The organism is Staphylococcus sp. GDY8P67P, assembly GCF_017892545.1.
GTDB classification, from domain to species: domain Bacteria; phylum Bacillota; class Bacilli; order Staphylococcales; family Staphylococcaceae; genus Staphylococcus; species Staphylococcus ureilyticus.
Window position 1 is genome coordinate 107,638 of sequence record NZ_JAESLH010000006.1, and the last position, 23,869, is coordinate 131,506.

The 23,869-nt window shown below is 33.8% G+C and carries 43 protein-coding genes; 8 read left to right on the top strand and 35 right to left on the bottom strand.

Annotated features, from left to right (window positions below):
- Nucleotides 1-8: 8 nt before the first annotated feature.
- The 33 genes from KA833_RS02945 to KA833_RS03105 form a co-directional block, all read right to left on the bottom strand.
- A complete protein-coding gene (locus KA833_RS02945; protein WP_210139480.1) occupies nt 9-359 on the bottom strand; it encodes an HNH endonuclease in 351 nt (116 codons plus the stop codon).
- Nucleotides 360-1,011: 652 nt separating this feature from the next.
- Nucleotides 1,012-1,425, bottom strand: a complete 414-nt coding sequence (locus tag KA833_RS02950) for a hypothetical protein (RefSeq protein WP_210139481.1) — start codon at nt 1,423-1,425, stop codon at nt 1,012-1,014.
- 14 nt (nt 1,426-1,439) lie between these two features.
- A complete protein-coding gene (locus KA833_RS02955; protein ID WP_210139484.1) occupies nt 1,440-1,808 on the bottom strand; it encodes a hypothetical protein in 369 nt (122 codons plus the stop codon).
- 10 nt (nt 1,809-1,818) lie between these two features.
- Nucleotides 1,819-2,022, bottom strand: coding sequence for a hypothetical protein (locus KA833_RS02960; RefSeq protein ID WP_210139485.1), 204 nt, complete (start codon nt 2,020-2,022; stop codon nt 1,819-1,821).
- Nucleotides 2,013-2,150 (bottom strand): transcriptional activator RinB, encoded by a 138-nt coding sequence (gene rinB, locus KA833_RS02965; protein ID WP_210139487.1) that lies wholly within the window; start codon nt 2,148-2,150, stop codon nt 2,013-2,015. The genes KA833_RS02960 and rinB overlap by 10 nt, the downstream gene beginning before the upstream one ends.
- Nucleotides 2,147-2,380: a DUF1381 domain-containing protein gene (locus KA833_RS02970; RefSeq protein ID WP_210139489.1), complete on the bottom strand. Its 234-nt coding sequence runs from the start codon at nt 2,378-2,380 to the stop codon at nt 2,147-2,149. Before KA833_RS02970 ends, rinB begins: the two co-directional genes overlap by 4 nt.
- Nucleotides 2,381-2,384: 4 nt before the next feature.
- Nucleotides 2,385-2,582, bottom strand: a complete 198-nt coding sequence (locus KA833_RS02975) for a hypothetical protein (RefSeq protein ID WP_210123986.1) — start codon at nt 2,580-2,582, stop codon at nt 2,385-2,387.
- Nucleotides 2,583-2,632: 50 nt separating this feature from the next.
- Nucleotides 2,633-3,145 (bottom strand): dUTP diphosphatase, encoded by a 513-nt coding sequence (locus tag KA833_RS02980; RefSeq protein ID WP_210139491.1) that lies wholly within the window; start codon nt 3,143-3,145, stop codon nt 2,633-2,635.
- Between the two features lie 54 nt (nt 3,146-3,199).
- Nucleotides 3,200-3,772: an NAD(P)-dependent oxidoreductase gene (locus KA833_RS02985; RefSeq protein WP_210139493.1), complete on the bottom strand. Its 573-nt coding sequence runs from the start codon at nt 3,770-3,772 to the stop codon at nt 3,200-3,202.
- 1 nt (nt 3,773) lies between these two features.
- Nucleotides 3,774-4,049 carry a hypothetical protein gene (locus tag KA833_RS02990; protein WP_210139495.1) on the bottom strand — a complete coding sequence of 92 codons (276 nt, stop codon included), beginning with the start codon at nt 4,047-4,049 and terminating at the stop codon, nt 3,774-3,776.
- Nucleotides 4,050-4,051: 2 nt separating this feature from the next.
- Nucleotides 4,052-4,240 (bottom strand): Lar family restriction alleviation protein, encoded by a 189-nt coding sequence (locus tag KA833_RS02995; protein WP_348634168.1) that lies wholly within the window; start codon nt 4,238-4,240, stop codon nt 4,052-4,054.
- A 6-nt stretch (nt 4,241-4,246) separates the two neighbouring features.
- A complete protein-coding gene (locus tag KA833_RS03000) occupies nt 4,247-4,624 on the bottom strand; it encodes a YopX family protein (RefSeq protein WP_210139497.1) in 378 nt (125 codons plus the stop codon).
- Complete coding sequence (locus KA833_RS03005; RefSeq protein WP_210139498.1) at nt 4,625-4,996, bottom strand: hypothetical protein; 372 nt, start codon at nt 4,994-4,996, stop codon at nt 4,625-4,627.
- Nucleotides 4,997-5,188: 192 nt separating this feature from the next.
- Complete coding sequence (locus tag KA833_RS03010; protein WP_210139499.1) at nt 5,189-5,617, bottom strand: DNA N-6-adenine-methyltransferase; 429 nt, start codon at nt 5,615-5,617, stop codon at nt 5,189-5,191.
- The gene (locus KA833_RS13835) at nt 5,618-6,310 is read right to left on the bottom strand and encodes a DUF3310 domain-containing protein (RefSeq protein WP_245336259.1); all 693 of its coding nucleotides are present in this window, start codon (nt 6,308-6,310) and stop codon (nt 5,618-5,620) included.
- Nucleotides 6,311-6,664 (bottom strand): SA1788 family PVL leukocidin-associated protein, encoded by a 354-nt coding sequence (locus tag KA833_RS03020; RefSeq protein WP_210139500.1) that lies wholly within the window; start codon nt 6,662-6,664, stop codon nt 6,311-6,313. It abuts the gene before it with no gap.
- Between the two features lies 1 nt (nt 6,665).
- Nucleotides 6,666-6,854, bottom strand: a complete 189-nt coding sequence (locus KA833_RS03025) for a hypothetical protein (RefSeq protein WP_210139501.1) — start codon at nt 6,852-6,854, stop codon at nt 6,666-6,668.
- 5 nt (nt 6,855-6,859) lie between these two features.
- Complete coding sequence (locus KA833_RS03030) at nt 6,860-7,261, bottom strand: DUF1064 domain-containing protein (RefSeq protein WP_204189976.1); 402 nt, start codon at nt 7,259-7,261, stop codon at nt 6,860-6,862.
- Between the two features lie 4 nt (nt 7,262-7,265).
- Nucleotides 7,266-8,072: a DNA-methyltransferase gene (locus KA833_RS03035; RefSeq protein ID WP_210139502.1), complete on the bottom strand. Its 807-nt coding sequence runs from the start codon at nt 8,070-8,072 to the stop codon at nt 7,266-7,268.
- Nucleotides 8,073-8,082: 10 nt separating this feature from the next.
- The gene (locus KA833_RS03040; RefSeq protein WP_210139503.1) at nt 8,083-8,319 is read right to left on the bottom strand and encodes a DUF3269 family protein; all 237 of its coding nucleotides are present in this window, start codon (nt 8,317-8,319) and stop codon (nt 8,083-8,085) included.
- A complete protein-coding gene (locus tag KA833_RS03045; RefSeq protein ID WP_210139505.1) occupies nt 8,306-8,518 on the bottom strand; it encodes a hypothetical protein in 213 nt (70 codons plus the stop codon). Before KA833_RS03045 ends, KA833_RS03040 begins: the two co-directional genes overlap by 14 nt.
- Nucleotides 8,515-9,765: a replicative DNA helicase gene (locus KA833_RS03050; protein ID WP_210139507.1), complete on the bottom strand. Its 1,251-nt coding sequence runs from the start codon at nt 9,763-9,765 to the stop codon at nt 8,515-8,517. Before KA833_RS03050 ends, KA833_RS03045 begins: the two co-directional genes overlap by 4 nt.
- A complete protein-coding gene (locus KA833_RS03055) occupies nt 9,758-10,114 on the bottom strand; it encodes a replicative helicase loader/inhibitor (RefSeq protein WP_210139509.1) in 357 nt (118 codons plus the stop codon). Before KA833_RS03055 ends, KA833_RS03050 begins: the two co-directional genes overlap by 8 nt.
- 4 nt (nt 10,115-10,118) lie before the next feature.
- Nucleotides 10,119-10,910, bottom strand: coding sequence for a phage replisome organizer N-terminal domain-containing protein (locus KA833_RS03060; protein ID WP_210123464.1), 792 nt, complete (start codon nt 10,908-10,910; stop codon nt 10,119-10,121).
- Nucleotides 10,903-11,577, bottom strand: a complete 675-nt coding sequence (locus KA833_RS03065; protein ID WP_210139511.1) for a putative HNHc nuclease — start codon at nt 11,575-11,577, stop codon at nt 10,903-10,905. The genes KA833_RS03060 and KA833_RS03065 overlap by 8 nt, the downstream gene beginning before the upstream one ends.
- Before the next feature lie 13 nt (nt 11,578-11,590).
- A complete protein-coding gene (gene ssb / locus KA833_RS03070) occupies nt 11,591-11,995 on the bottom strand; it encodes a single-stranded DNA-binding protein (protein WP_210139513.1) in 405 nt (134 codons plus the stop codon).
- Complete coding sequence (locus KA833_RS03075; RefSeq protein WP_210139515.1) at nt 11,995-12,618, bottom strand: Sak single strand annealing protein; 624 nt, start codon at nt 12,616-12,618, stop codon at nt 11,995-11,997. The genes ssb and KA833_RS03075 overlap by 1 nt, the downstream gene beginning before the upstream one ends.
- A complete protein-coding gene (locus KA833_RS03080) occupies nt 12,611-12,871 on the bottom strand; it encodes a DUF2483 family protein (RefSeq protein WP_203265263.1) in 261 nt (86 codons plus the stop codon). Before KA833_RS03080 ends, KA833_RS03075 begins: the two co-directional genes overlap by 8 nt.
- 61 nt (nt 12,872-12,932) lie before the next feature.
- Nucleotides 12,933-13,109 carry a hypothetical protein gene (locus KA833_RS03085; protein WP_210131556.1) on the bottom strand — a complete coding sequence of 59 codons (177 nt, stop codon included), beginning with the start codon at nt 13,107-13,109 and terminating at the stop codon, nt 12,933-12,935.
- A gap of 12 nt (nt 13,110-13,121) precedes the next feature.
- Nucleotides 13,122-13,325, bottom strand: a complete 204-nt coding sequence (locus KA833_RS03090; RefSeq protein WP_124225764.1) for a hypothetical protein — start codon at nt 13,323-13,325, stop codon at nt 13,122-13,124.
- 137 nt (nt 13,326-13,462) lie between these two features.
- A complete protein-coding gene (locus KA833_RS03095) occupies nt 13,463-14,314 on the bottom strand; it encodes a ParB N-terminal domain-containing protein (protein WP_128088403.1) in 852 nt (283 codons plus the stop codon).
- A 3-nt stretch (nt 14,315-14,317) separates the two neighbouring features.
- Nucleotides 14,318-15,118 (bottom strand): DUF3102 domain-containing protein, encoded by an 801-nt coding sequence (locus tag KA833_RS03100; protein WP_128088402.1) that lies wholly within the window; start codon nt 15,116-15,118, stop codon nt 14,318-14,320.
- 39 nt (nt 15,119-15,157) lie between these two features.
- On the bottom strand, nt 15,158-15,370 hold the full coding sequence (locus KA833_RS03105; protein ID WP_129303075.1) for a helix-turn-helix transcriptional regulator: 213 nt from the start codon (nt 15,368-15,370) through the stop codon (nt 15,158-15,160).
- 153 nt (nt 15,371-15,523) lie between these two features.
- Between KA833_RS03105 and KA833_RS03110 the strand changes: the two genes are divergently transcribed.
- The 4 genes from KA833_RS03110 (at nt 15,524) to KA833_RS03125 (ending at nt 18,045) form a co-directional block, all read left to right on the top strand.
- Nucleotides 15,524-15,838, top strand: coding sequence for a helix-turn-helix domain-containing protein (locus tag KA833_RS03110; RefSeq protein WP_128088400.1), 315 nt, complete (start codon nt 15,524-15,526; stop codon nt 15,836-15,838).
- Nucleotides 15,839-15,849: 11 nt separating this feature from the next.
- A complete protein-coding gene (locus KA833_RS03115) occupies nt 15,850-16,314 on the top strand; it encodes an ImmA/IrrE family metallo-endopeptidase (RefSeq protein WP_128088399.1) in 465 nt (154 codons plus the stop codon).
- A gap of 72 nt (nt 16,315-16,386) precedes the next feature.
- Complete coding sequence (locus tag KA833_RS03120; RefSeq protein ID WP_128088398.1) at nt 16,387-16,938, top strand: Ltp family lipoprotein; 552 nt, start codon at nt 16,387-16,389, stop codon at nt 16,936-16,938.
- 60 nt (nt 16,939-16,998) lie between these two features.
- On the top strand, nt 16,999-18,045 hold the full coding sequence (locus tag KA833_RS03125; protein WP_210139517.1) for a site-specific integrase: 1,047 nt from the start codon (nt 16,999-17,001) through the stop codon (nt 18,043-18,045).
- Nucleotides 18,046-18,083: 38 nt separating this feature from the next.
- Here KA833_RS03125 and KA833_RS03130 read toward each other — a convergent pair whose 3' ends face one another.
- Nucleotides 18,084-19,235, bottom strand: a complete 1,152-nt coding sequence (locus KA833_RS03130; protein WP_210139519.1) for an acyl-CoA dehydrogenase family protein — start codon at nt 19,233-19,235, stop codon at nt 18,084-18,086.
- Between the two features lie 147 nt (nt 19,236-19,382).
- Here KA833_RS03130 and KA833_RS03135 point away from each other — a divergent pair, with 147 nt between their 5' ends.
- Genes KA833_RS03135 through KA833_RS03150 form a run of 4 tightly spaced genes read left to right on the top strand, consistent with a single transcriptional unit; the run spans nt 19,383 to nt 22,380 of the window.
- A complete protein-coding gene (locus KA833_RS03135; RefSeq protein ID WP_046208462.1) occupies nt 19,383-20,132 on the top strand; it encodes an amino acid ABC transporter ATP-binding protein in 750 nt (249 codons plus the stop codon).
- Complete coding sequence (locus KA833_RS03140; protein ID WP_107525429.1) at nt 20,129-20,983, top strand: amino acid ABC transporter substrate-binding protein; 855 nt, start codon at nt 20,129-20,131, stop codon at nt 20,981-20,983. Before KA833_RS03135 ends, KA833_RS03140 begins: the two co-directional genes overlap by 4 nt.
- Nucleotides 20,980-21,666, top strand: a complete 687-nt coding sequence (locus KA833_RS03145) for an amino acid ABC transporter permease (protein WP_046208464.1) — start codon at nt 20,980-20,982, stop codon at nt 21,664-21,666. Before KA833_RS03140 ends, KA833_RS03145 begins: the two co-directional genes overlap by 4 nt.
- A 12-nt stretch (nt 21,667-21,678) precedes the next feature.
- Nucleotides 21,679-22,380: an amino acid ABC transporter permease gene (locus KA833_RS03150; RefSeq protein ID WP_210139521.1), complete on the top strand. Its 702-nt coding sequence runs from the start codon at nt 21,679-21,681 to the stop codon at nt 22,378-22,380.
- A gap of 346 nt (nt 22,381-22,726) precedes the next feature.
- Here KA833_RS03150 and KA833_RS03155 read toward each other — a convergent pair whose 3' ends face one another.
- A complete protein-coding gene (locus KA833_RS03155) occupies nt 22,727-23,809 on the bottom strand; it encodes a PTS sugar transporter subunit IIC (RefSeq protein WP_046208466.1) in 1,083 nt (360 codons plus the stop codon).
- Nucleotides 23,810-23,869: the final 60 nt, after the last annotated feature.

The following is a 23,869-nucleotide window of genomic DNA, read 5'->3' on the forward strand; positions in this document are numbered from 1 at the left end:
TCAACAAATTATTTCCCATGAATTTTGTTGTGGCATGAAACACACACCGCCTCTAAATTTTCCATATCCAGTCTTTTCGACCAATCCCGTTTCAATTCAATCTTGTGATGGACAATTAAATCTTTGTCATTCACAACGCCATCAGCTAAACAGTGTTGACATAAGTAGTTATCACGTATTAACACCTGTTGACGTAGCTTACGCCACTGTGTACTGTTATAGAACGCTGTATACTCCTTATTACGTCTATTCTGCCTAACCTCTTGGTTATACCTTTTGGTATTGGCTTTCCTATACCTTTGCAACTCGGTTTGAGTATATGACTTATTACCAAGTCGAACCTTTGGTTGAACAAACAAATGAATCAACTTCTTTCATTTGAATTTTATTTATTTAATTTTGTTTTATTAATTTCATTTTGTAATTTAGTTTTAGAAATAATAAAAGACAAAACGAAATAAGAAATAATAATCTCAAATCATTTTGTCTTTAACTTTAGAAATTGTTTCATCAATCAAATGCAAATTAATCTAATAAAGTTTATGATCAATAAAACAATTCTTTTAATATTCAATTGTTAAACAACAAACAAACTTTATATTCTAATTATGATTTAATGTTTCAATTAATCTTTTGAACTAATGAAACCTTTTAATATATATAAATGAATGTTCATTGTTCTGTCTGTCACACACTCAACGGATAAGTAATGACCTTAAAGTATGTGACCTTAATTAGTATGACCTTTAATCCCCACCTTAATAAGTAGTGTCCTTTAATATGTGTGTCCTTATTGTGTGGGTCATTAAGATTAGGTGCATACAAAAAGACACGCTACAAAAGTAACGTGCCTCATATAATATAGTATTAAGTTTACATACCTACTGAATAATAACTTCACCTCTAAAGCTACCATCCAGATTTCCTATGCATATATTATATAACGTATTAATATCAAACGCCTATCATCGTTCGATGTGTTCGATTGGTTCGATGTGTTCGTTTCGTACACTAATCGAAATGACCTTGTTGTGCGTCCATGTATACATTCACTATCTCATTCAGACATCCATAAAATGTTGACTTGCTTTTAATCTCCATAAGGTCCATGACAGTTTTATGTTGTGTGCCTAATTTAATCATTTGTAGAATGTGGTAGTTCATTTCATTAGTTATATGTTCCTCATACTTATCAATGAATTCTATCTTCTCTATCAGTTTAATGTTTCTTCTCCACGCTTTGTTTCTGTTCATGACCTTAAGTAATACTTTGTCACCTGTTTGTCCTTTAGCTTTAGGCATAGTAGATTCAATACCGTATTGTGCAACCGAAGTACTATCTGCATCATAAACTTGCGACGTTACAATATTGTTCATCCACTTATAATTGTCTATCATTTCTCTTATATCTTCACGTGTATACATGCGATACCTCCCAGTTACATTATTGAATTGATTACGTTATTGTATGCTTTCACCTTTTCTTCGTCAGTCAGTTTTCTTTCTGTTCGAAACCCCTTAATAATTGTTGGCAATTCATTGTATCCATCTGTGCCTATTGCAATAGGTTTTTCATAATCTATCCTATAATGGCAGTTATGACATTTAAGATAGTACCCTTCAATTACAAGTTTATTGTCTTTGTGTTCAACAGGATATTTAACTTTAGGTAAATCTAAGTCAAGACTAGATAGTGTTTTATCACAATTGGGACAAACCCACTGTAACGCTTCGTATCTACGAAGTTTTAAAAGAACCCCTGCAACTTCAGAAAAATCATTATTTTTTACTGATTTAGTTTCACTCATACTTACACACCTACTTCATACGTTTATCTAACTCATCTTTAATCTTGCGTATATCTTCATCGTCCAACTCTCTCTTAGGCAAATCCTTTTCAAATATTGTGTATAACAGATAACCGACCTCATACTCTAACGCTTTTATCTTTGCGTCTTTGATGGCATTGTATATAAGCGTGAGTATCGCAATACAACCTAACACGATTGTTATTATCCACATCGTTTATCCTCCTCATAATCTTTAGGGACCATATCTTTCGCTTGCATACGGCAAATAATTTCGTAAGTGATCTCTTTACTTAGTTCATAGAGTGCAAGTGTTAATAATAATTTGAGTATTTGTTTCATTGGTCACTGTCCTTTCTATACATACCAGCTTTTAACGCTCTACTAATAGGACCGTTATTAAAACTAGATGGCACTACTTCCAATAATCCTTTAGGTTTCTTAACTTTCTCTTTCGCATCTTCCTTATTCTCTGCATCCACTACAACAAATTCTTCATTCTCCTTAGCTCTGGTTACATCAAAGAACACTTCACCTGTTGTGTGGTGTGTTTTGCGTACTAGAAATTGCATTGCGTCACTCCCATATCAATTTGTTAATAATTTTTGCTGCATGTTCCATCGCATCTCTTTGTTCTTCAATATCGCTCTCATCAGTATCGTCATCAACAGAGGACAGTTCATCATTAAAATCATATAATAAATTTGTTATTTCTCTATTAGCAGTTATTAATAGATTTTCATCTACATCTACCGTTATTGTTTTTCTCGGCATATCGTCACTCCTTGCCTAAGGTTATTCGTACACGTTCAACGATGTCTTTATCAGATGTATCCTTTTTCTGTGTCTGCTGTTCCATCTTGTCTTGCATGATTCCTTTCCATTTTCTGTTTATATGCTGTGATTAGTTGGTCAATAGTGTAAAATTGTTTTCCTAAACCTATTGGCAAAGAAACATAATCCTCTAACATCAACCAATCATGATATACGTCAGAACAAATATCCTCCATGTATGATCTAGCACTCTTTGAAGAATTAAAACTATTTTCAATCATTCCAATTATATTTTCACTTTCTTTATTGGAAATATCTAATTGATTAGCAATACTCAAACCAAATGCCAACAAATCTGCCAATTCATCTAACTGCACATCTAATGGCTTACCGGGTTTCTTTTTCCAATTCTTAAACGTTTCTAATGTATTGAACCATTCAAAGAACTCAACCACATATGCTACTTTGCTATCCTGTAAATTGAGTGTTGGTATTCTACTGTCAAAATCCTTTTGTATTTGTAATAATTCTTTCAACTGATCTACTGTAATTGTGTTAGTCATTCCCTTATCCTCATTTCTATTGTTTTTAACTTCGTTCATCGTCTACACTCTTCTTTAAATCCAATTTATATTAGGTTGACCTTCGTAGCCGTGTTCCCAAACAAACCATGCGAAACACATTGTGCTAGCCCATTTTTTGCCGTTTTCATCAAATTCCGAACCATTCCGTAGTGGGCTTTGTCTGCGTGTAAATACATGAACTGTTTTTAACGGAGTATTTTCGAATAAGTCTTTTCTTTGTACTCCTTCAAGCAATTGTATTTTGCAAAACATCGCTACTTTACCTGTTGTTATTTCTAAAGACTTCTCAATGAATTCTTTAGCGTATTTATATGGTGGGTTTGTAATCACATTGTCATAAGTTGCAAAATCATCATTCAAAAAATCTTTGAAAGTTTCTCCGTAACCTCTGTCAATCAAATCGTTAGAATAAACTTTGAAACCTTCGTTTTTTAATACTTCTGATATGTGTCCTTCACCACAACATGGTTCGAATATATTCCCGTAGAAGTTTTCGTTTGCTAACAATGCTTGTGTACTTTCAACCGGCGTTGCATAATAATCGTTTTCTATTCTTTGTCTAGTTTTTGATGTTCCTGACAAAGATGTTCCTGATAATTTTTTCATCCTACTTAACCCCCAACTGATCTAACTTACTTCGATATTCTCTATACATTGAACTGCCTTGATGCAGTGTTAATTTATAATCTATAAGCTTTCTAAACTGTTTCAGTAATGCGAGTTGTTCTGCGTTTTGTCGTTCCAACCGTTTATTATTCGCACGCAAGACGATTAAGTCATCTACGCAGTGTTGATACGCTTGTTTGTATTGGTCACATTGCTTTTTCACTTTCTTCAATCTTGCGTCCATAACACTGACATGAAATTTCGTTTCTGAATTCATATTTAACACTCCTTATAATTTCGTGTATTCCATATCTTAACTAATTTATCTACACTATCTGTTTTAACGTGTAACCATGTAGAAGGTTGTATTTTACACTTGGTGTTTGTACACTCAATAAACGCTTTGTCAAAGTTGTATCTCATATCCGCTCGACCACCACAAAAGGGACAGGGTTTAATTAAATCCACTTGTCATCACTCCTCTAGTAAATGTGGGTGCTGAAATTTACTTCCTATAACTTTAATTTGGTGGTTATGGAACGCTAATACCGCACCACCTCTTATACTGTCTATACGCCATTCTCCTGTTCTAGCTTGAACAATTTCAAAATTAGTATTCTCAAAAAACGGATTAGGTACAGGGTTATGTTTAACTACATCCCCCTCAAATATTTCCGTTCCATTAACATCTTTAAGCCCTGTGGATTGGAGGAGTTCGACTTCTTCAAGTGCAATGTATTGATTTTCAACACCGTTAAACGGTTCTAATATAATTTGCTCGCTGTCAAAATAAATCGCTTTAACTCCAACTATTCCTATACCATCGATGAAACATCTAAACTTCGGTATCATCTACTCCACCAGCCCTTTCTCAATCGTCCAGATAAGTGTCATTGTTCTATCATCATTCATAATGTAAAAAGCTATAGAATCACCATCTTTCACATCATTTATAGATGTACAATTTTTAGTTCCTTTAAAACCGTAAACTGAATAGTGTGCTAGTTTAGATATTTTTGTATCTTCCGTAATTTCTTCCTCGACTTCGACTGTGAAAACAGAATCTTTAGTACATTTATCAACTACTAATTGACCATCATCATAAACCTGAACATAAGCACTTGTATTATCAGAATCTTTCCACTTGTGCCTTAAATTATTAGCCCAAATATACTCAATCAACTGTGGTAAGTTCATCGTTTTCTTTTGCTTAATCTTTACCATTCCTTAACCCCTCCATTACTTTCCTGTTATGTTTCTTGTCCTCTGGTAACACTGCCATGACAATGCTACGTGGATTGAGAGAGTATAAGAATCCCTTAACTCCATAATCTCTTAGTATCTTTGCCATTTCGACAGTGTTTCTGCCTTTCGTATCAATTTTGTACTTAACTTTGATAGTGTCAGATAGCTGCATTAACGTGTCTCACTTTCGTATACAATAACTGCACTAGGAAACGGTGCGCTATTCTTACTATCTCCAAACTTCAAACGCCCTCTTAAAAAACGAATGTCACTTGCTTTTCCAAAAATATAGTCATGCCAATAAGTTGTGTCTGTTCTAGCAGGAATTAAGCAAACAACTGTAGCGCCTTTCATATATTCTTCATATGCTTTCTTTATCCAATGTTTAATACCACGACCATAAGGTGGGTTCATAAACACCACATCGTGTGACCAGTCTTGTTTTAATCCATCATCTTCAATTGTGTGGTATTTATTACATTTAGCATTTTTATCTGTTGCACACGGGTCTAATGTGAAATTGAATTCTTTGTCTAATTCATCAAATAAATATCGAGGTGTAGACCATTCATTTGATTTACTACTATAATGTACGTTCATCTAATTCACATCCCATACTTCGAATGCTCGCTCGATATACCATCTAGCTTTTTCAATATCTTCTTTACCATTCTTATGAGGGGAACGTGCAAGGTATTTAATAGCATTGCCAATGTGATAAGCTACGTTAGGATTGTAGTGTTGTGTTACCTGTTCTATGAAATCAATTGTTTCTATCTCACCGTAGTTATAATGTGAGGGACTGTTGACCATATCTTCTGCGTACTGTGGCGTTGCGTTCCACTCTGTTATTGTGAAATCATAGTTATCATTGATAACTCTATACACACCATCATCCACTTGTATTTCAGCAGATTTACCGTTATCAGCTATTTCAGTAACTTCACCTGTCATGTTGTCACCCAACACTTTGACTTTATAACCGACTTTTAAGTCTTTAATTTTAAATAATCCTATTTCTTCATCCTTACGCTTACGTTGTTGTAAGTCGTTGGATTGATTTTTCAATCCCATACTCTCCGTCTTATCTTCTATCTGCTTACTCCACACCTCAAAGTCGTTGAAGTCTGTGATTTCATATCTGTGTTTAGGTAGCGATTCGATAATTGCATAGTTTCCTTTATCGTCAATCTCAACCACTCTACCTATCACACGCATGCCACTGCTATACTTACCTGCACCTAAGTCATTCACAACAACGTAGTTACCTATTTTTAAATCGCTGATTTTCATCTAATGCACCGCCTTAGGAAAGATACTCGTATTCATTAAATACTGGCACCACTTACCTCTGTCATGGTTTTGTGGCGTACCATCGTATAACCAAGGACGTTCTTCCTTGTGCTTTTCTTCTCTGTAATTAATCTTCGCCTGTGTGTTATCTGCCTCGTACTGTTTGGCATAGTTGATATAAACTAAATCTTTAGGGTCAATGCCTTTAGGTACTTGGCAAGCTTCTGCTAACGACCAACCTTTCAACAGTCTACCTCTTAATAAACCATCTGATATATCCAAATTCTCTGCTAACTCGTAATTTTCGCCTTTGATTTCATATATTACGTCATGTACTCTAATTGTTTTGACCATCTCAATAACCCCTATCTATAATTTTTACGTCTTCAAATTCTAATGGTTTTGCGTCCATGTAATCTTCTTTTAATGTCCACATCTGGTCGTGTATCTTATCAGCAGCAGTATTATCATCGTCATCGTGATTAACATACACTTGCTTTTCAACGTAGACTTTATATCGAATTGTTGCCGTTTCTTCATTCATTTAGATCACTTCGCTTTCTTACGTTCTCGTCTAGCTTTAATCAAATCTTCGTAAGTTATCCATTGCTTACCTGTGTATTTAGGAGCTTTACATATCCACGTTAGCTTCACATCTTGGTATTTGTATCGGAATATCTTCGCTTTCAATTTAGCTGTTTCTGTGGCCATTCCTTTAACGTCTATGACTTCGATTAATTTGCCATCATTCCATAATGCGAAATCTGCGATGTATTCAGACTTTCTCTGCTTACCAAACTTAGGTATCAACTCATATCTCGGTTGCAATTCGATATAGTCGTAACCATCTACATGCAATCTACTTTCTAAATATTGGTAATATTCACACTCTACTGTGCTATCGAATACAATTCCTTTGTACTCAACTTTCTTAGCATTGTATTTGCTCATTCCGTCACTCCTGTAATGTAAATAATTCGATTTGTTTATCATGTTTTTTTATACGTTCATTCGCTAAATCACAGTATTCTCTACTTATATCGAAACCTATGAAATTACGTTTAGTTTCAATGCTAGCTACTGCAGTGGTTCCACTACCTATAAATGGATCTAATACTAAATCTCCTACGTTAGACCAACTTTTAATATGGTCAATCGCTAATTGTTCAGGGAAAGTTGCAGGATGACTATGAACCGATAAATCTTTCGATATAGCTCCTCTATTCACAGAGTAGAACCAAATGTTATTTTTTATCGACTCTTTTTTTACGATTTTATTTGAACCTGACATGCTCACTAAATCTTTCTTGTTCTTTCTGTGCGTACCAGTTTTTATTTTTCCGTAGTTTTTATTATCCTTTTTAATAGGGTTAAATGTTTTAGGTTTATCTTTCGAGAAAACAAACATATACTCAAATTGTTGTTCATATCTGTTATGTGTTAATGGCAACGGATTATTTTTAGCAAATATCATTGTGTCATGTAATCTGAAACCAATATCTTTAAAATATAATGCTTGCTTAAATGATGTTCCTGTTTCTGAACCTTTAACAGTTGAGTCATTAACTACCCACACTAAAACTCCGCCTTTTTTTGTGATTCTGTATATTTCTTTCGCTATTTCTTCAAAATTAAAAGTGAAACCAGTGTACTCTCTCAAATTATCGTAAGGTGGCGAAGTAACTGTTAAATCTATTGAATTTTCTTTAATTTTTTTCATGCCAGTCAAGCAATCTTCGTTGTAAATTTTGTTCAGTTCCATTCGTTCACTCCTACATATCAAATATATTCATTTGGCTTCCAAGTTCTTGTTCATAATATAAATTGTGTACTGCTTTGAAATGCATTAACTCGTCATCTGTCATATTCTTGTCTGCACCTGAGAAGTAAGCACCAGTTAAGTTGCCAACATTATTCACATTCGGCGACAATGGTAATACAGATACTACTTTTTCATCGTTATCTCGATATAAGTAATATTTATTCTTGCTACCTTCAATTAATCCCATCTATATTCACACCTCTATATTCGTTAAATATCATTTGCTTATTTTCGTCATAGTTATCAAAGGGCGTTAGACGTCCATTCTCGAGCAATCTCTTAACTGCATAACCTAACTCAAGTAAACACAATTGAACGTCTGTATCGCCTTTGTATGTCGTTCTGAATAGGTGTCCAAGCAATTGCTGGAACTCTGCTATTTTCATCCGTAAAACCTCTGTGATTTTTTATAAAACTCAAGTTCTGCTGTACCTGTTTCACCGTCTTTATTCTTAGCGATAATAAACTCAATATCCGACTTTCCAGTTTCATTATCTTGCATCTCTTTATCGTAATAATCTTCTCGGTATAGGAAGAAAATCATATTGGCATCTTGCTCAATACCTCCAGCTTCTCTTAAATCACTCATCATTGGTCTTTTATCATTACGTGATTCAACGCCACGACTTAGCTGAGATAATGCTATAATTACACATCCCGTTTCTTTCGCTATTATTTTTAAATCACGACTAATCTTTTCAACTTCTAATCGTCTATCTCGCTGTGGAATATCAGATTGCATTAACGTTAAATAGTCGATAAAGATTACATGGGGTTTATCTGATGATTTCATAGCTACTTCTCTTACATCTTGAGGTGTCATTTGTGCTTGGTCCTCGATATGTAAGTTACTATGCTTTTTAATTTGATTTATCGCATCCATCACTTGCGTTGTATCTTCATCGCTTAATCCATCAGCTTGCTTTATCTTGTACAAAGGTATATTGGTAATGCTTGATACCAAACGCTCAACGATGTTATTACCACCTGTTTCAAGGCTAAAGAATGTCGTAGGATAACCAGCTAACGTAATGTTCCATAGCATATTTAACGCTAATGCGGTTTTTCCTAAACTAGGACGTGCGCCTAATACATTGAGTTGTCCTCGTTCAAAGCCCATAATCTTGTTATCAATCGACTTAATCCCTGTTTTGATAAAGTCTTTAGGTTTGTCTGATAAAATGTTGTCCATGACTTCCATCAAGTAATTATCAGTAGGATTATCTTTATCGATGGTCATGTTATCCAATTCTTGTAACTGTTCTATCAGATACTTAAAGTTTGTACGGTTAGGCATTGATTGATATTCAGATGTCTGTTGCGCAGCTTCTCTTATCACATAATTTTCTAATAGGTTCATTTGGTCCTGCATGAAGAAAACTTTATCTGTGCCATCTGAATTGTATATATCACCTAATCGTTTTGTAGATATAAAATTCTTATCTTCACGACTTTTGTAATAAATTTGGTTTACATCAACTTTTCCATTGTCCATTACATATTGGATAAACTCTTGAATTTTATCGTCTGTGAACATTTGCGGTTTGAGTTTCAGTTTGCCTAACAAGTCTGGATTACGCATAAGATTGGAAACAATGGCTTCTTCGGTGCTTAATACATTTATATTAGTCATCTTCATTCATCCATTCTTGTTTCATTTGTTGCCATTTATTTTTTAACGCTTCACGATTTTTGGCATATTCAGCATCATGTTTCATTCTGTACTCGTGTGTTTCTTCTTCTGGTATTACGATGTCATTTGACTGTTTAGGTTTACTGTCCATAATTTCAGATACAGTAGGTTTAAATTTATGTTCGCGTATATATTTTTTAGTCTTATGCAATGATCTGTCGTAATCACCGTACTTAGTAAGTTGCTCAACCCATAATCTAGCTTTTAAATCATCTTTAGCGAAATCCATATTGTAAGCAGAATCAACTAAACTCATGATTGTTGCAGCTTCTTTTTTGTTCATAGTCATTTAGTTAATCCTCCCCATTGATAAGTTGATTAAAGAAACTATCTCCATCACTCTTGTTTGTAATAGTTGTTGTTTGGTTTAAATAACTTTCAAACTTTGTACCAAATAATGTTTCTGGTCTAAGGTATCTGTCCATTTTGTTATCGCCTTTCCATTCTTTAACCATGTTGTCTATAACATTTATGAAGTCATCTTCATTAAATCCTTCGTTAAATCTAGCTTTTATTAACGTTTGAGTTTTACCAGTTGTATGTTTGTATTTTTTATCAGCTTTATTATTAAGATGTTCAATAATATTTTTGTAAGGAAGGGGAGGTGTTTTATCTCTTTCTTCTTCTCTTTCTTCTTCTATTTCTAATTCTTCTTCTGTTGCGTGACCGTCACGTGACTTCACGTGACTATCTGGCAATAATCTTTCTTTTTCTCGTTGCCTTTGTTTACGCAGTCTATTTTGTTCACGAATTTTTTCTAAGCCTTCAATGTTCTGGTGTTTTTCCCAGTTAGATATTTTGATTACGCCTTGAACAATCTCTGTCATTCCTAATGTTTCAAATGTTTGTAACGCTAATCTAATTGAGTTAAGTGGTCTGTTAAATTCATTCGCTAACATTTCTTCGTTGTAAGGTAAGTTTTCCGATAACATGATGTAACCTTGTTCGTTGTACTTGCCAGCCAAAGTTAATAACTTAACCCAAATCGTGATGATCGTATCTCTTTCGGGTAAAGCTTCGATATACTTAATTTTGCTATCATCGAACATTCCGACTTTCAACTTAATCCATGACACTTCAGTCATTCGTTTTTTCTCCTTTCAGCATCTTATTTAGTTTCTCGTCCACATCCACCCACGCATTCTCTAAATGATGTAGCTTATTAAAGTTGTCCATTCCCATGTTGTGCTGTTGATTATGGTGGAACCTGCATAGTGCTAATACTTTGTTTCCGTAATGATCTATCTTGTTTCTGTTTCGTCCTCTACCTACTGCTTGATAATGTGCTAAATCGGCATTCTTAGCCCCACATACAACACATATTCTGTTTATGGTAGATTTATATATAAAATACTTATCATTGCTCATAAGGTCGCTAGTGGCTTTGTGGATAGGTATATTATTTGCGAATATAAAATCAAGTATCAACTCGATTAATTCACTGGCTTGTCGTCTACTGCAGTTACTTAATGAGATAGGTTCATAACCGTGTAAGAACTCCAATTGTTTTTGGAACATATACCTCAAATAATCCATTGGTTGCGCATAGTGGTTGTATATATCTCGCACCATAGCGAACACTTTCCTACGTTGCTTATCTGTTATCTTGTAAGGATCACTCACAATTACGTCGCATTCTAATTCAAGTCCGTTATCTAACAGTAAGAAGTCTTTATTTTCTAAAGTTACACCCTCAATGACAGCAGTTATTGTGCCATCATCTTGTTGGATGTACGATTTAATTTGAGCCATTTAATCAGTCCTTTTAGAACGGTAACGAATCTTCAGAAATATCTGCACCACCATTGGCAAATGGATTATCTTTAGCTTGTGTTTGCTGTGTTTTACTTTGTTGAGATTTAGGTTCTAAGAATTGAACACTATCTGCGACTACTTCAGTTACAAAAATACGTTGGCCCTCTTTGTTTTCGTAGTTACGTGTTTGAACACGACCATCAATACCAACCAAGCTACCTTTAGATAGGTAATTATTTACGTTCTCTGCTTGTTTACGGAAAGTCACAACGTTTATAAAATCAGCTTCTTGTTCACCATTCTTGTTTTTGAATGTTCTATTTACTGCTATTGTGAAATTCGCTACTGCTACTTGGTTTTCTGTAAAGTTTGGGTCCTTAGTTAATCTGCCTACTAAAGTTACTCTGTTTATCATTATTCATCATCCTTATCTAATTGTTTTAGTCCTGCATCTAGTTTCGCGTGTGCTTGTGCTATTTCTTTTTGCGATACTTTGTTAATGTCCGATATTCCTAACCATCGCATTGTCTTGTCTAATGTTGCGTCACGGCCTTTTTCTTGAGAGATACTGACAAATTGATTAATCTTATCTTCTAATTCTGTTCTGTCATTATCACTAGCATCTGGTGCATCCTCACCCAAATATAAATAGTTTCCTAGACCAAATTGAGCTGCACATTTTACCATTACTCTTTTCATACTTTTGTTTATGTCGAAAGTTGTAGCTGATCCTTTAGGAATTGCTTGGTTTTTGTAATTCAATACTGGTAGCCACTCTCTTTTAGTAACGCCAAATAAAGTGATTTCTACACAAACCATATAACCTTCATCTGTCTTTAAATAAGGCACGAAAATGTCGTCACGTTCACTGTCTGTGTAAGGAAATTCTATGAATCTATGTTGGAAATTTTCATCTAATTTAGTTAATTCTTGTTGAACATATGCCCAAGATAAATAGTTAAGACCATTTTTTTGTTCTACGTGTTCGTTTACGTTACGTGAATTAAGTTCGTTAAATTTTTCGATAAAGCTAGTCATCTTGTACCTCCTTCAATTGATCTATACTGTAAGTTTTATAATATTTTTTTATCACTGTAGTTTCTGTTTCTATGAGATGTTCATTCCATTTAATATTTATTTCTTCTAATCCTGTTAAGCGTCTAGCATTTCTACGTTGAATGTTGTAAGTTGCGTCGTCTGGATGATTTGGTTTATTTATTAAATATCTATGCTTTCCATCTTGCTCTTTGATTAGATAGAACACTTCTTTTGTTTCGTATTCTTCTGCCATTTGACGAAACACCTCTATTCCGTGTATATTTAAGTTGTATATTTTGTAAATCGTTTGACTGTTAGCAATTGCCGTTGCTTTCAGTCTTTTTTATTGCATCGAAAAACTTATCCCAGAACCAATACAATCCGAAACCTGCCATTACCGATAACAACATACCGATGTAAAAATCATTTGTTGTAATCCCTATAGCTAATGTTGTGAATGGTAGTGTTAAAAATGTTAGTAGTGTTCTCATGTAATCACCTCCTTAAAATACTTCTAGTAATTCTTCAGGTATTTCTACACCTTTGTACTTCTCTTGAAATACAGTTACCGGGACTAATCCTCGTTCAGTGTAGTATCCTTGTTCTTTTAATTCTGCGTTCATTTGGTTAATGCGACGGTTAGCTGTTGCTTTTGAACGTCCTAAGATGATTTGCACATCTTTGGAATTCAGGAATTGTTTTTTCATAAGTATTTCTCCTTTCAATTTTTAGGGTGTCCACATTATGGACAGCCTTACATTTCTACACATAAACTGTGTATTAATTGAGGTGGCGATGAACCACCTCGTGTGGTATAATTAGGTTGTTGATATTTACTCTTTGGCTATCCTTTACGGGTAGTCTTTTTTTGTGTCCATTCTTTTCTAGGATTACCTATTATTAATTCACCATTATTTTTCACGTAATATTCAATAAATAATGAGCTATCTTGTGTTAATTTATCGTTGTATTTATCAATAAATTCTTTTAATGCTTCAGTAAGGTCATAACCTTTAACTCTTAAATCGTCATCGAATTTCTTTTGTAAAACTTTTTTAATCAATCTATCTTCATCAAAACCTTCGATTCTATATAGTGCATATAAAGCTAGTGCTACTTTTGTCTTTTTAGGTGTATTTGTCTCTTTTCTAAATTTTTCATAATATTTAAGGAAGTTAAGTGTTTGCTCAAAGTTCACAAACTCGAAATCACCTGATTTAACTAATTTACTCAAACCTGTTTGGTTTGACGTCGTATCTCTAGCAACCCCAACAACTACCGATGTACCAGCATATTTCTTGTTAATTAAATTGAGTAACGAAACATATTGCTCAGAGCCTTGATTTGCGTAACTTTCGATAAAGTTAAGTAAGCTCCATGGTCTTTGTGTTGTGTTCATTCTCACGATATCGTGTTCTCCTAAACCAGGCTTGATAATATATTCGATAGGAACACCTGCTTTTTTAGCGTGTTCTAATCTATGCTGACCATCGATAACAACCATATACTCGTTAACGATGATCGGACTGATAAATCCTTCTTTTGCTTGTTTCAACATTTCATCTGTGAAAAGAATATTTCTGTTAAACTTAGTAAATTTAAAAATATCTAAGTCATCCGTTTTGTATACTTCATTTACTGGTAATTTCATTTCGTTTTGATTAAAATCTTTTCCGTTGATATCTACTCTTTTCATAATTTATTGCTCCTTTAATATATTTTTAATTTTTTCTATTTCATTTAATGCCTTTTCTTTACTGATATGATGACTGTAGTAATTAATAAATTCTTCTGCCGGTTTTAATAATTGAATTAATATTGGCGTGTAATCTTCTTTGTCATCTTCTTGGGTGAATTCGGTAGTTTTGTTTGGCTGATGCATAATGTTTTTAACTTCATTTCTAAAATCATCAGCTTGCTTTTTGTAATACTCACGTTCACTTTGCAAATGTTCATTCATATTTTTAATGCTTTGATAATCCTCTGGCTCCATGTACTTCTCAATAACTTCTGGCTCCCTATCCTCTGCCTCCTCTAGTTGCTTACGTGCGATTTCTTCTGAACGTTGCGCTTGTTCTACTTGAGATTGAAGTTGTGATTTTTCTTCGTCGCGTTGTTTGAGTTGACGTTTAAATTCCTCACGTTCTTTATTAGTCATTTCATAAGGTGTTTTCATTTCTCCAGAGGAAGTTTCGTGTTTTTGTTCTCGCTCACCTTCGGGAATAGTAGCTATTTGAGATAGCGCTCTAATTCCTAAATGTTGCACCTGTTCAACATTTGAACTTAACTCGTTTGTTATTTTCATAGCTTTAGCAGCAAACGTTTTTTCTACTCCTATATTTTCAAGCCAATTTCTAAATTCTCCATGTACCAAGTCGTTCTCTTTTACATGCTTTAATCTTCGACCAATTTCGAAAATCGATTGACCTGCAATGTTTTGATAACTTTTAATTTCTGTTTCGATTGTTGTTAAATCATCGCTTAGTTGTAATTCATTCAATTTATCTTCCTCCTAACTACACTAAAAGTGAAGTGTGTGTTAAATTTTTTTGCTAACTCTTAACAAGTCAGCATTGATACCGTAAATGTATGCTAAAGCGTAAACAACCATACTTTTCGGAATCACTTCCCCTTTTTCCCATGCAATGTATTGCGCCCTTGAAACGCCTAATTTATCAGCTATTTGCTCTTGAGTATAGTCGAATTCATTTCGCGCACCTTTCAAAGAAAAAGTTTCGATTGTGTCTGTCATTTCGTCACCTCCCTGTAAGGTATGTACTCAATTTACTACACTAAAAGTAAAGTGTCAACACATTAAGTAAACTTTTTTCGAAAAATACTTTACTTTTTGTAAACTTTTTAATATACTTAATGCAACACTTAAATAAGAAAAGAGGTAGTACAAATGGCCAAAAATATTCTTTCGAAAAATTTAAAAAATCTTTTAGAACGCAAAGGGAAAACACAAACGGACATGGCAAAAGATTTAAATTTAAAAGAATCAACAGTTAGTAGCTGGGTTAATGCAGTTAAGTATCCTCGAAGGGATAAAATTGAATTACTTGCTGATTATTTTGGTGTTATGCCCTCTGATATAACAGAAGATAAAAGTACACAACAAGATACAATCGCAGCACATTTTGATAAAGAAGATTTAACTGATGAAGAAAAGCAAGAAGTTCAAGATTTTATTAACTACCTAAAAAGTAAACGTAAATAAAGGGTGTTTATATGGGGAAATACGAAGCATTAATTAGTAAATATAACCATTTAACAATCATAGAAACTGATATGCTACCTAGTTTTCAATCGGGCATGTATTACAATAACGAAATTTATATCAACAGTAATAGATCCAACGCAGTTAAGTTAGAAACATTAGCAGAAGAATTAGCACATCACAAACTTACATATGGGAATATCACTGACCAAACACAATTTAATAACAGAAAATTTGAAAGATATGCAAGACGACATGCAATGGAACAAATTGTTTCGCTGCAAGGGATTATTGATGCCTTCAAGCACAATTGCCATAACTTATATGAAATGTCTAATTTTTTTGAGGTTTCTGAAGGTTTTGTGCAACAGTGTATTGAGCATTATAAAGTCAGATATGGATTATCCACACTTCATAATGGTTATTTAATACAACTTGAGCCGTTACGAGTGTTTGAATATAAGTATTGGGAATGACCAATCTGCATACGTGTGTGCGAATGCAGGTTTGTTAATATAAATAATTTTTTTACAAAGGAGAGTTACATTATGTCAAAAGAACTAAAAGATTTAACGAATGAGGAGTTGTTAGCAAGACAACAACAACAGTTCGAGGAGTTCAAAGAAAAAGAGAAAAAAGGTAAGAAAAAGAAATGGTTTTGGGGATGCGGCGGTTGTCTAGTTTTCTTTATAATTATAATTGCAATTATAGCCGCAGTGTCATCAACTGCAGTAAAAGAAGTAGACAAAGAATTAGGCACAGGTTCATCAGAAGTTGAACAAGATGAAAATGCATCTAATGAACAAAATGCAGCATTGAATTCTGCTAAAACTTATGCTGACACTATGCATATGTCTAAAGATGCTATTTACGACCAACTAACTGCAGATGCAGGAGACCAATTCTCAGAAGAAGATGCTCAATATGCTGTTGACCATTTAAAAGTGGATTATAAAAAGAATGCATTAAAATCTGCCGAATCGTATCAAGAAGACCAAAGTATGTCTAAAGACGCAATTTATGATCAGTTAATATCTAATGCAGGTGACAAATTCACAGAAGAACAAGCACAGTATGCAGTAGACAATTTAAAAGAATAATTTTAAGGGCAGCCCCTACTGCCCTATATATTTTTATCTTTTTTTAGGAGGAATGGAACAATGCCAGTGTATAAAGATAACAAAACAAACAAATATTACTTTTCTGTACGTTATAAAGATACTTTCGGCAAGAACAAAAGAAAAGTGAAAAGAGGATTTGCGAAGAAAAAAGACGCTAAGTTAGCTGAAAGTCAATTTATACGACAAGCTAAAGATGGATATAGTGATAATAAAACATTTGAAGAAGTCTTTTATGATTATTTAAGAAACATTGATTTAAGAGAACGAACAATCCGAAGAAAAAAATACGATTATAAAAACCACATTAAACCATTTTTTGGTGATCAAACCGTTGGCAAAATAACACAATCTCAATGTTTAGAATTTAGAACATATTTAGTTGAAACCTGCAAATCAATCAATACTGCTAGAACAATTTGGACCACATTCAAAGCAGTAATCACTTATGCTATGACTTATTATAAATTAGCTTCTAATCCGTGTTTAGGTGTTAAGGCAATACCAAGAGTGAAAACAAAAGTGAATTTCGTGAGTAGAGAGGAGTTTCACGAAAAACTAAAACAAATCGAAAATCCAAATTATAAAGATATTTTGACGTTCATGTTCTATACCGGTACAAGAATTGGTGAAGCTATGGGCATGTTGTGGACAGACATAGATTTACGAAAAAAAGAAGCGTCTGTTTCTAAGACTTGGGATATTACAGCACGTAAAATGGCCGATTATCCTAAAACAAGTTCATCTGTTGCATTATTACCTATGCCAAATGTATTGGTTGAATTGTTAGAAAGAAAATATGAAGAAAGTCAGACAAAAATAAAAGGCTTCAACGATGAAATGTTTGTATTCGGTGGTTACCGCCCACCCGACTACGCACACTTTTCAAGAATCGTCAAAGCCGTTTTCCCCAATATCACTTCGCATGGATTGCGTCATTCTTACGCAAGTTACTTAGCTGATAAAGGGTGTGACATTTATGTGTTAAGAGATTTACTACGCCATTCAAGTATAACAGAAACTGTAGACACGTACACTCATTTTTACACGAGTAAAAAACATGATGCGATGAAATATTTTAATGACTGAAATGAAAATGGTATCAAAATGGTATCAATACACACTTTCTAATCGAAGAAACCCAGTACTGACTTGGCTATATTGGCATTAGCCATGTCTTCCATCGGCGGATTATGCAGACCAGCTCGCATATCTCTATAATAACGTTGCAATGGTCGTTCCATTTCTAGACTCTTAGCGCCCACAATACGCATGGCAATATCTATTACTTCTAAACCTTGATTCATCACCAACACTTTACTTGCTGAAGTTTCATTCCAAATCGGTATCTCTTGTTGTTGGTTGTATAACGCTGCAGTACTCCATAAAAAGTGGCGTGCAGACAATAGTAATGATTCCATTTTACCAACATTTTGCTGTACAGTTGAAATATCGCCAATCACACCATCAATACTTGCAGGACTATAATTTTTTGCAAAATCTACGGCATAATCTCTCGCCGCTTGTGCAATACCTAGATATGTACTAGGGATATGTAGTATCCAGCCATTAGGTTGCTTGCCACCCGCACCTCTTATTTCTACAAAATTTTCTTCTGGAATGAAAACATCATTTAAAATCAAATCGTGACTTTCAGTTGCACGCATGCCTACCATATTCCAATTGTCTGCAATCTCCACACCAGGCGTATCTTCAGATATCAAGAAAAAACCAACAGTATCAATTTCTTCATAATAGGCACTTACAATAAAATGGCTTAATCTTTTACTCATTGAAGTAAAGGTTTTGACCCCATTAATCACAAAACCGTTATCTTTTTTTATTGCATGTGTAGCAGGTCTTGCGCCGCGAGTAGGACTACCTGTTTCGGCTTCACTGACAGCTCTGTTAACTAATGCACCTTTTTTCACTTCTACTGCAAAGCGCTCTAGCATATCTTGTTCCCAAGCATGTTGTTCATATAATTGCCCAACAACACTAAGGTGCCAGCCAACTGAAAGTGCAGTCGCACCATCTATTGCTCCTAAATATGTCTGTAGTACAACCATATCTTCAACAGTCGCACCCTCACCACCATATGCTTTAGGTAACGTTAATAACGTATAACCTTCTTTTACCAACCAATCAATATTTTCATATGGAAATCTTGAATGTTTATCATTATAATCAGCTTTTTCTTTAAACTGCGCTTTGATTGAATCAAATTTATCTATCCACTTTTTTTGTATCTCTGTATGTATTAATGCAGAATAATTCACAGTGTCCACCTCATTTTAGACTTTTCTCTATTAAACTTAGTGTAACACTCGCTTATAACGAATAAAAGCTATTAGATTACAAAATCTTACTTTACCGATAAGGATTAATGTGATACTTTGTACGTATTGATATTCTGGGGGTTTAAAATGATTACAGTTGAACATTTAATACATAAATATAAAAATCATACTGTTCTTAATGGCGTTAGCTTTTCACAAAATAAGGGAACTGTGACTGCTATCATCGGTCCAAGTGGATCAGGTAAAACAACGCTACTTAGAACATTGAACGCGTTAGCGATACCAAAATCAGGTACAATTCAAATTGGTAATCAAAATTTTGTCGCCGATAAACATTCAAAAAAAGATATTTCACAGTTAAGAAAGAAATCTGCGATGGTGTTTCAAAACTATAATTTATTCAAAAACAAAACAATTCTTGAAAACATTACAGTTGGCTTGATACATGGTAAAAAAATGCCTGCTAAACAGGCAAATGAAATGGCCATTTCTTATTTAGAGCGTTTTAATTTATTAAACCAAAAAGATAAATATCCTTCACAACTATCTGGTGGTCAAAGTCAACGCATAGGAATCATACGTGCCTTAGCGCTTAATCCAGAAGTACTGCTATTAGATGAACCTACGTCTGCGTTAGATCCTGAATCAATTCAAGGCGTATTGTCACTTATCAAATCTATTGCACAAGAAGGCATGACCATGGTAATCGTCACTCATGAAATACAATTTGCTAAAGCAATTGCAGATCAAATTCTATTTATAGATGAAGGTAAAATATTGAAACAAGGTACACCACAATCAGTTTTAGAATCTTCTGATTCTAAAAGAATTAATCGTTTTTTAAACACCGTAGAAATGGAGCGTGACTTATTATGAAAAATAATAAGTTACGCATTTTAATCATTTCATTGTTGATTACGGTGTTATTTAGTGGATGTAGTCAAACACAAGAATCCACAAGTCATAATAATAAAAAAGAAATCAAAGTAGCAATTTCTGCAGAAGTTAATCCGCCTTATTTGTATACAAATAAACAAAATGAGTTTGCCGGTTTGGATATAGACTACCTAAAACTATTAGAAAAAAAGTTACCGCAATATCAGTTTAACTATGAAGTTGGCGAGGAAGAATCTAATCTTGTAGGTATTGGTGCTGGAAAGTTTGATATGGGAATTAACTGGTTTTTCAAAACGCCTGAACGTGAAAAACAATTTCTCTATCAAGACGTTCCTTATAGTTACGCATTGCCTTTAATTGTTGTTCATAAAAATAATTCTGATATACATTCACTCAATGACTTACCTGATAAAAAATTAACACCAATGGCACCGAGTGGCGGATTATACTCTATATTATCTCAGTATAATAATTCACATTCTCCAAAAATTGATATCGATACTATTCAAGAACCTTCTAACGGGGACAATTTAAAAATGGTTAGCAATAACAGACGTGATGCCATGATTTTAAACTGGAACACTTACAATGCGATTCAAAAACAAATCAATGCTGATGTTAAAATTGGCGGAATTATAAAAAAAGAATCATTGCATATTGTCTATAATAAAAAGCATCAAAAATTGCATGACGATATTGATCAAGCTACTCAAGAACTGATAGATGAAGGTGAATTACAAAAACTTTCTGAAAAATATTTTGATATCAATGTATTTGATGATTTGGATGAAATAAACAAGCAAAAAGATAAATTGGAGGTACAATCATGACAAATTCTGTTAACTGGGGTGATTTATTCGGCCAAGTTTTACAACAATTACCCATAACACTATTCATCTTTATATTGTCACTCTTTTTTGCCTTAATACTTGGGTGCTTATTAGCAACCATCCGTATCAAAAAAGTAAAAGTATTATCACCTATCGTCCGTATTTATCTGTCTTTTATTCGAAGTACACCTTTAATTTTACAACTTTTTTTGGCATATTTTGCTTTGCCGCAATTATTATTATTCATCCAAATCGATATCAATCATTTTAGCAGACTGTTTTTTGTGATTTTAGCGTTCACATTGCATACGGGTGCTTATCTTTCAGAGATTATACGGGCAGGATACCAATCAGTAGACTATAGCCAAATTGAAGCAGGACTATCTGTCGGTTTATCTTACCCACGGATTTTAGTAGATATTATAATTCCACAAGCGTTACGCAACAGTATTCCAAACTTGACGACACAAGTGATTGAACTAATTAAAGACACATCTTTAGCTTTTACAATTGGGATTATTGATATGATGGGACAAGTTAAATTAATTATTGGAAATAACTATGGACTAGGTATGTTAGAAGTTTATGTCGTCATATCTATTATTTACTGGATAATCGCTCTTATCATACAAACTATATTTGCACTCATCAATAAACGAGCCCAAAAACCATATCGTGTCTAAGGAGGTAATACTTTGTCATTTATACTTTATACTGTTTCAGAAGTGCTTAAGGGTGTACCAAATACAATTATTATTTCAATTGTAGCAATGATCGTAGGTTTAATTATCGGCACACTATTTGCTTTTATTCAAACTAAAAATGTTCCAATTCTCTCTCAAATTATAGTGATATATAATTCTTTTTTTAGAAGCACACCACTTATTATCCAATTATTTATTATGTATTATGGCATACCAAAATTAGTGATTTGGAGTAATGCACAATTTACATTGACAATTAATCCTGATATTTTCTCACCATTAGTTATTGCATTTATTGTGTTTTCCTTACATGCTGTTGCATATTTGTCAGAATCTATTAAAGGGGGATTACTTTCAGTCGATACCGATCAAATTGAAGCTGCTCAAACTGTAGGACTTTCAACAATTAGAACTTACAAAGAAATTATATTACCGCAAGCATTCAGCTATGCGCTTCCCAATATTGAAAATCAATTTATAATGCTTATCAAAGGAACTTCTCTAGCATTCGCAGTACAAGTTACTGAGATTATGGCAGTTAGTCATGTTATTGCAAATGAAGGCTATTGTTTTATAACTGTATATAGTGTAGCAGCAATATTTTATTGGTTACTTGCCATAGTACTAGAATTGTTATTTTCTAAAGTTGAAAACCGTTCAGCACAATATATGACTTCAAAAACCACAGCATAAATCACAATAGAACAAAATCATTTTCATATAGACACTTATTTAAATTTTCTGTTTTATCGATTTCCAAAACTCCATGTGCTTATCTATAATTTTAACCTTGACACATGTATACATAACGACTTATTTTTTACAGTTAATATAATAGTTAGTCGTATGTACTGAACATTTATGATGCGTTTTCTTTTCAATCTCACAGTGACAAAAAATCAGCACTCAATATAAAATATGAGTATCAAAAAGGCCCGTAACTACATTATTTCAAAATGTAGTTACGGGCCTTGATATTGATATGGACGTTCCAGTCTTTTTAAGTTTTCATTTATTCCTATAACATTGTCTTTAATAGCTACATTGCTAAACTTTCGGCATACTGTCTTTTTCTTTTATAATAATTCTTAACCTTTTTAGGCATTCTACCATTTTGTAATTCATCTTTAGTTATAATAGGATAATTTTTGAACACAATAGATCCTAAGTAACCACAAACAGCACTTCCTATTGCACATAATAATGCAACGATAATCACAGTCAATGCATTATTAAAGCCAAACATCACCATTAAACCTGCAATTGGCGTTGCAGTGCCTGTTGCTTCATTAACAAGTCCAAACATAGCAATAATAACGCCCGATACAGCACCGCCTACAAAATTTGTAGCATAAACAGGAATTGGATTGGCAGTAACGATATCTGCTTGTGATAACGGCTCAATAGCCACAGAAATCGTTGTTTTACGATCACCGAACTTCATTCGTTTAAACAAAACAAAGTTCATAAACGATGATCCAAAAACTGCCAATGCACCAATTGCCATTGGTGTTCCTGTAAGTCCTAATAACGCAGTCAATGCCATTGAGCTTAAAGGTGCAGTTGCTACAACTGTTATAATCCCCCCTAGCACTATCCCCATTAGTACTGGGCTTGAAGTTGTCGAATCTTTAATGATATTACCTATTTGCAATAATGTCGCATCTACAACAGGTGCTACACCAATTGCAATAATTCGTGTGATAGGTGCAATGATAATAATTGAACCTATTAAATCCAAACCATCGGGAAATTTTTGTTCTATCCATTTCATACCAAAACTGGCTATGTAACCTGCGACAAAACCTGGTAGTAAATCCATGTTACCGCATGCAACGGCAATAACAAATGCATATACAGGAGAAACGCCCATTGCTAAAGCAACTAAACCAGCAGCAGCAACCCCGCCTAAGCCACCTGCCGCTTCACCTAACTGGCCTAAAAATGGAATTCCCATTAAATCTCCACCTACATATTTATGAAAGGCTTCGACTAAAAAAGAAGCAATTGCAGCATTTGCTAGCGCTCCCATTGCTTTTCCACCATTTGGTGCCTTACTTGTAAAAAGTGTAAACAAACATAAAACAATACCTAAAAATATAACCCCTAAAAGTAAATTCATAAAAACACCCTTCTAATATTTGTATGCGCTTTCATTTAACAAATATTAGTATATCACATT

Bases quoted from the DNA above. Each gene is read 5' to 3' on its own strand.
- KA833_RS03115 (WP_128088399.1), top strand. From the start codon at position 15,850: ATGGGGAAATACGAAGCATTAATTAGTAAATATAACCATTTAACAATC.
- KA833_RS03110 (WP_128088400.1), top strand. From the start codon at position 15,524: ATGGCCAAAAATATTCTTTCGAAAAATTTAAAAAATCTTTTAGAACGC.
- KA833_RS03000 (WP_210139497.1), bottom strand. From the start codon at position 4,624: ATGATACCGAAGTTTAGATGTTTCATCGATGGTATAGGAATAGTTGGA.
- KA833_RS03005 (WP_210139498.1), bottom strand. From the start codon at position 4,996: ATGGTAAAGATTAAGCAAAAGAAAACGATGAACTTACCACAGTTGATT.
- KA833_RS03080 (WP_203265263.1), bottom strand. From the start codon at position 12,871: ATGGCAGAAGAATACGAAACAAAAGAAGTGTTCTATCTAATCAAAGAG.
- KA833_RS03145 (WP_046208464.1), top strand. From the start codon at position 20,980: ATGACAAATTCTGTTAACTGGGGTGATTTATTCGGCCAAGTTTTACAA.
- KA833_RS03075 (WP_210139515.1), bottom strand. From the start codon at position 12,618: ATGACTAGCTTTATCGAAAAATTTAACGAACTTAATTCACGTAACGTA.
- ssb (WP_210139513.1), bottom strand. From the start codon at position 11,995: ATGATAAACAGAGTAACTTTAGTAGGCAGATTAACTAAGGACCCAAAC.
- KA833_RS03060 (WP_210123464.1), bottom strand. From the start codon at position 10,910: ATGACTGAAGTGTCATGGATTAAGTTGAAAGTCGGAATGTTCGATGAT.
- KA833_RS02960 (WP_210139485.1), bottom strand. From the start codon at position 2,022: ATGTGGATAATAACAATCGTGTTAGGTTGTATTGCGATACTCACGCTT.
- KA833_RS03050 (WP_210139507.1), bottom strand. From the start codon at position 9,765: ATGACTAATATAAATGTATTAAGCACCGAAGAAGCCATTGTTTCCAAT.
- KA833_RS03095 (WP_128088403.1), bottom strand. From the start codon at position 14,314: ATGAAAAGAGTAGATATCAACGGAAAAGATTTTAATCAAAACGAAATG.
- KA833_RS02950 (WP_210139481.1), bottom strand. From the start codon at position 1,425: ATGTATACACGTGAAGATATAAGAGAAATGATAGACAATTATAAGTGG.
- KA833_RS03105 (WP_129303075.1), bottom strand. From the start codon at position 15,370: ATGACAGACACAATCGAAACTTTTTCTTTGAAAGGTGCGCGAAATGAA.
- KA833_RS13835 (WP_245336259.1), bottom strand. From the start codon at position 6,310: ATGAAAATCAGCGATTTAAAAATAGGTAACTACGTTGTTGTGAATGAC.
- KA833_RS03055 (WP_210139509.1), bottom strand. From the start codon at position 10,114: ATGACTATGAACAAAAAAGAAGCTGCAACAATCATGAGTTTAGTTGAT.
- KA833_RS02985 (WP_210139493.1), bottom strand. From the start codon at position 3,772: ATGAAAAAATTATCAGGAACATCTTTGTCAGGAACATCAAAAACTAGA.
- KA833_RS03135 (WP_046208462.1), top strand. From the start codon at position 19,383: ATGATTACAGTTGAACATTTAATACATAAATATAAAAATCATACTGTT.
- KA833_RS03090 (WP_124225764.1), bottom strand. From the start codon at position 13,325: ATGAAAAAACAATTCCTGAATTCCAAAGATGTGCAAATCATCTTAGGA.
- KA833_RS03125 (WP_210139517.1), top strand. From the start codon at position 16,999: ATGCCAGTGTATAAAGATAACAAAACAAACAAATATTACTTTTCTGTA.
- rinB (WP_210139487.1), bottom strand. From the start codon at position 2,150: ATGAAACAAATACTCAAATTATTATTAACACTTGCACTCTATGAACTA.
- KA833_RS03030 (WP_204189976.1), bottom strand. From the start codon at position 7,261: ATGAGCAAATACAATGCTAAGAAAGTTGAGTACAAAGGAATTGTATTC.
- KA833_RS03140 (WP_107525429.1), top strand. From the start codon at position 20,129: ATGAAAAATAATAAGTTACGCATTTTAATCATTTCATTGTTGATTACG.
- KA833_RS03025 (WP_210139501.1), bottom strand. From the start codon at position 6,854: ATGAATGAAGAAACGGCAACAATTCGATATAAAGTCTACGTTGAAAAG.
- KA833_RS02990 (WP_210139495.1), bottom strand. From the start codon at position 4,049: ATGAATTCAGAAACGAAATTTCATGTCAGTGTTATGGACGCAAGATTG.
- KA833_RS03010 (WP_210139499.1), bottom strand. From the start codon at position 5,617: ATGAACGTACATTATAGTAGTAAATCAAATGAATGGTCTACACCTCGA.
- KA833_RS03120 (WP_128088398.1), top strand. From the start codon at position 16,387: ATGTCAAAAGAACTAAAAGATTTAACGAATGAGGAGTTGTTAGCAAGA.
- KA833_RS02975 (WP_210123986.1), bottom strand. From the start codon at position 2,582: ATGCCGAGAAAAACAATAACGGTAGATGTAGATGAAAATCTATTAATA.
- KA833_RS02980 (WP_210139491.1), bottom strand. From the start codon at position 3,145: ATGACTAACACAATTACAGTAGATCAGTTGAAAGAATTATTACAAATA.
- KA833_RS03155 (WP_046208466.1), bottom strand. From the start codon at position 23,809: ATGAATTTACTTTTAGGGGTTATATTTTTAGGTATTGTTTTATGTTTG.
- KA833_RS03065 (WP_210139511.1), bottom strand. From the start codon at position 11,577: ATGGCTCAAATTAAATCGTACATCCAACAAGATGATGGCACAATAACT.
- KA833_RS03085 (WP_210131556.1), bottom strand. From the start codon at position 13,109: ATGAGAACACTACTAACATTTTTAACACTACCATTCACAACATTAGCT.
- KA833_RS02970 (WP_210139489.1), bottom strand. From the start codon at position 2,380: ATGCAATTTCTAGTACGCAAAACACACCACACAACAGGTGAAGTGTTC.
- KA833_RS03040 (WP_210139503.1), bottom strand. From the start codon at position 8,319: ATGGGATTAATTGAAGGTAGCAAGAATAAATATTACTTATATCGAGAT.
- KA833_RS03045 (WP_210139505.1), bottom strand. From the start codon at position 8,518: ATGAAAATAGCAGAGTTCCAGCAATTGCTTGGACACCTATTCAGAACG.
- KA833_RS02955 (WP_210139484.1), bottom strand. From the start codon at position 1,808: ATGAGTGAAACTAAATCAGTAAAAAATAATGATTTTTCTGAAGTTGCA.
- KA833_RS03035 (WP_210139502.1), bottom strand. From the start codon at position 8,072: ATGGAACTGAACAAAATTTACAACGAAGATTGCTTGACTGGCATGAAA.
- KA833_RS03020 (WP_210139500.1), bottom strand. From the start codon at position 6,664: ATGGTCAAAACAATTAGAGTACATGACGTAATATATGAAATCAAAGGC.